This is a genomic window from Clostridium sp., from assembly GCF_051650885.1.
Classification (GTDB): domain Bacteria; phylum Bacillota; class Clostridia; order Clostridiales; family Clostridiaceae; genus Clostridium.
In genome coordinates, this window is record NZ_JBOFRG010000002.1 from 1 (window position 1) to 4822 (window position 4822).

At 28.5% G+C, this 4822-nt stretch carries 2 protein-coding genes; both read right to left on the bottom strand.

Going from position 1 to position 4822, the window contains the following annotated elements; translation table 11 throughout:
- Positions 1–3904, bottom strand: a 3904-nt coding sequence (locus ACRC28_RS00005; RefSeq protein ID WP_438541408.1) for a SpaA isopeptide-forming pilin-related protein, incomplete at its 3' end; no start/stop codon positions are given.
- Positions 3905–4262: 358 nt separating this feature from the next.
- Positions 4263–4822: prealbumin-like fold domain-containing protein (locus tag ACRC28_RS00010; protein ID WP_438541409.1), on the bottom strand; the 560-nt coding region annotated here is incomplete at its 5' end.

The window sequence follows — 4822 nt, forward strand, 5'->3', positions numbered from 1 at the left end:
CCTTCACTTTTGTTCCATCTGGTTTAGTTATTGTAAATTCTGCTCCTTGTAGTGTTTGCCCTTTTTCATTTGTTTTAGTGATTTTTATATTTCCTAAAACTCTTGAATCAGCAAATTTAGCTACTTGAACTTTTCCTACAGATGTATCACCAACTGTTATTTCCTGTGGTGTTTTATCTAAATTATATCCATTTGGAGCTGCAGTTTCTGTAACTGTATATTTTCCCCATGCTAAATTATCTAGATTTACTTGTCCATCTTTATCTGTAGTTACTGTTTTATCAAAACCATTTGGTCCTGTTACTTTGAAAGTTGCTCCAGCTAATGCTTTATTAGATGTAGCATCAATTTTTACAATTTGTAATTGTCCAAGTATCATTTTATCTTTTACAATTAATGATACTCCCATTTTTGCATTATCACCATTTATATCAACTGTATGAGTTGTTTTATCTAATTCATATCCAGCAGGTGCTACTATTTCTTTAATAATATAAGTTCCCCAATCTAAATTGTTTAAACTTATTATTCCTGTTGAATCTGTAGTTAGACTCTTTTTATACCCATTTGGTCCAGTTATATGGAATGTTGCATCTGCTAGTGGTTTTCCACTCTCATTTGTTTTTTCGATTTTTAAACTCCCATTAATTTTTTTATCAATTATTTTTATAGGTGTTGTTTTATTTGTTTCAACTGTAATATTTTGAGTTTTGGCTAACTCATATCCTTTTGGTGCTTCTACCTCTACAATTTGGTATTCTCCTTGTGGAACATCTTTAAATTCTAATTTACCATTTTTATCAGTTGTACCTTGTTGAATCACCTTACCATTTTGTACTAAATTGAATTTAGCTCCTGCTAATTTATCACCATTTGAATTCTCTTTTGTGATAGAGATATTACCAGGAATTAAACTATCATATACTGGTGGTAATTCTATTGTTGTTCCGATATCATTAGATGCTATTGTAAAATCAATCTTTTTATCACTTACTGTATAACCAGTTGGTGCCTTTATTTCTTTTAAATAATATTCCCCTGGTTTACTTATTGATCCTTCTAAAACTCCATCTTTATTTGATGTAACTGTATATAATAAACTATTATCAGTTTTATTATATACTCCATATACAGCACCTTCTAAAAGCTTTGAATGATTTTCATTTGATTTTTTTACTGCTTTAAATTCATACCCTTTTTTAGTTGTAACCTTATTTGTAGGTAAATTATTTATATAAGCTGTATTATCAATTGTTGTTCCATTCTTTACATTTTCAAAAGATGTATTAATTTTTATATGATACACTAAAGGATTATCTGAAGTTCCAATTATAGTTTCATTGTTCTTAATTTCTACTCTATTGCCATCAATTTTATAACTAAATCCATTTGGAACTTGAACACTTGTAATCTTCAATAATGGATTAATATTATCAACAATATCTAAAAATCCTGCTGGGAATGCTCCCCATGATGTAATATTTATTCCATATTGTACATCTTGATTTTCTCCATCTACTAATGAAGTTTTATTAACAGTCTTTCTAGCGCCTATTAACCCTGCATCTGATTTAAAGTTTGCTGTTGCAGAACTCTTAGCAGTAGTTTCACCAACTTGTGTTTGTAATGAATTTGTTATAGTTGCTGCTATCTGTGCAACCTTTGCACTATATTCAAATTCATAAGAACTATTTGATGCTCTAGTTACTTTTAATGTAATAGTATTATTTCTTGAATCTAAAGTTAGTGTTCCAATTATGTTAGGAACATTTTGAACAACTTCCTTGGTTCCATCTTTATTTATCCAATCAATCTCTAGTGCCCCTGGTGCATATTGGCCATTAGGTCCTGCACATTGTGATTCAATATTCATATCTTTTAAATCTGGAAATGTTAATTCTGTTGGAAACTTATCTACAATTTTAGTTCCTACTGGTAATTGATAGTGATCTTTATTCATAACAACTTTATATCTTAGAAGATTTCCAATGTTACTATATGTTCCACCATCTATTAATGTTTTTGTAGTTAACTTTTTAACCTGTTCTGGTGTTACAGTACTTCCTAAATCTGAATTTAAAGTTACACTTGCTTCTGATGTGGCATTCCCTAAAGTTGCAGTATTTTTTCTTACCCACGCTGGTTTATTAGTTGCTTCAGGTTTAGCCTCATAAGTAATATTATATGTTCCGCCTACTGGGAAGTTTTTAATAATTAATGTAGTTCCATTACTATCTGTAGATGTTGTAATACTATTTTTTAAACTCGCTGTAATATTTTGATTTGTTTTAGTATTAACAACGTTAATTGTATTTGGTAACAACTTTAATCCTGTTTGCATATTATCAACAAAATTCTTTGGTGTTGTCATATCAGTAGTATCTACAGATATTGCATAATTAACAGGGTGCATCATTGACCCAACCCTTATTGATGCATTCTTTACATAATTAGCAGTCTTATTAATATATGCAGTTTCTGGTGCTGAATATTTTATAGTTGCACTAGTATCATACTGATGTCCATCAATTATAGTTTTGGCAGTATTTGTTATTGAATCTAACTTTTTATCAACTTTTGCATTATATTGAACAGTTATCTTACTATTCATTTTTTCTAATGTTTTTATAGATATTGTTTTATCTTGTTGATTTATGGTAACTTCTACCCCTGCATTAGGTCCCTGTGAATAAATTACGCTTTTTTGTCCATTAGCTGAAATTAAATATAAATTTACTGGCGGAGTTTTTCCTCCATCATATGGACTATTTAACCAAGCAGTTATACTCGAAGTATTATCATTAGTAAAGCTTAATCCTTCTGGTAATTTATCTGTTACAGTTATTCCAGCTGGAATTTCATAATGTCCATTATTAACAGTTAATGTATATTTCTTTATATCACCAACTTTATTATAAACATCTCCATCAACAGATTTTTTTGTTAAATTGCTCATAGCATCTGGTGTTAAAGTATTTCCACCATTTGCATTAACAACTACAGTTGCCGTAGAGTTTACTTTTCCCATTGATACTGTATTTGTTCTAGGCCAAACATTTTTGTCTTTTGCCATTTCTTTATTTACAGTTGCATCATAAGTAACTGTATACTTACCTTCTAATGGGAAATTAGGAATTTCAATCTTTGTTCCTGAATTTCCTTTAACAATTTTCATTGCATCTTTAACTTCATTTGTAACATCTTTCCCCTCAGAATTTACAATTTTTATACTATCTGTATTTAAATCTAATCCTGGTTCCATTTGATCTACAAAAGGTAATTGTGTTGTTTGATTTTCATCATCTACAACTATTTTATAATGAAGTTTCTCGCCAATTTGGTCAGAATTTAATCCTAATGTTTTTTCATTATTTACCGTTTTATCAATAGAAACATTTGTAGGTGGATTGTAATGTATATTTACATTAGTATCTTTTCCATTTATATCAAAAGGTACTGTTATATTACCTGATGAATTTGTAGTACTAAATGTAGCTTGCATATATAAATATCCACTAAGTATCCCATTAAGGATTTTCTCATTTGCTACAAGGGTTACAGTGTTTCCCTTTATGATTGGTTTATCAAAACATTCTTTTATATATGAAGTTATTTTCATATCTTTAAATGCTGATGGCAATGTAAATGTTAATTTATCTCCCGGTTGAATATTCGGATCACAATTAAAGTTCAACTTAAAACTAACCGGTTCCCCATTTTTCAATGTAACAGTTGCTCCGTTACTTATGCTTTGTCCATTAATTTCTAAATTTACGTTAAAATTACTAGATCCACTACTGCTTATAGTATCTGCATAAGCAATATTTGGAATCATGTTGGAAAATAACGTTAAACTAAAAAATAATAGTGTTAATTTTGCTAATATTTTCTTCTTCAGTTTCAAAATTTTTAACTCCTTCTACTTCCGAAAAAATTAGCTTTAACTTATATTTATAGAATTTTGAAAAAAATATAATTTAATTCAAATTCCATTTTATAATTATGACATACTTAGATAAAAAAATAAAACACTTTATTCAACTTTCTTAATATAGTAAAAATTCTTCTTTTTTTTATCAAGTTTTTTTATTAAAAAGAAATATATATATAAATTTAATAATTTTCACTTTAATTTTATTTATATAATATGTTACATTAATTTAATATCATAGTGAATTTTTAATTGTTTTTCAAATAAAATAAAAATGATTTCTGCACTACACAGAAATCATTTTTCATTTCAATTATATCATCTAACTAAATTACTTCTTTATTTTTAATTTTTTTCTATTAATACTTAACAATATTACAAATGATGAAATTAATATCATATAAATTGGTAATTGACTACTATCCCCAGTATCTGGACTATCATTATGATGCTTCGATACTTTTTCAGTATTATGATGAGATGGTTTTTCCCCATTTGTATGAACATTAATAACTTTTATTGTGCTATCTACAAATGTTAATTTTTGAACTTTCCCTGCATTTTCAGCTGTAATTTTTACAGTCTGCGAATCTGGATTTAAGTTATATCCAACCGGTGCTTTAGTTTCCTTAACTGTATAAGTTCCCCATGGAATATTTGCTAAAGTCGCAATTCCATCTTTTCCTGTTGTTATATCTTTACTGAATCCTGCTCCGCTTACCGTAAATACTGCTCCCTGAAGTGGAGTTCCGGCTTCGCTTGTTTTAGTTACTTGAAGACTTCCTAAAATTTGTCCATCTACAAAAGTAACTTCTTGCATTTTACTTGCATTTTTATCGCCTATATTTATAGTTTGAACTTCATTACTCAAAGTATAGCCTGTCGGTGGTA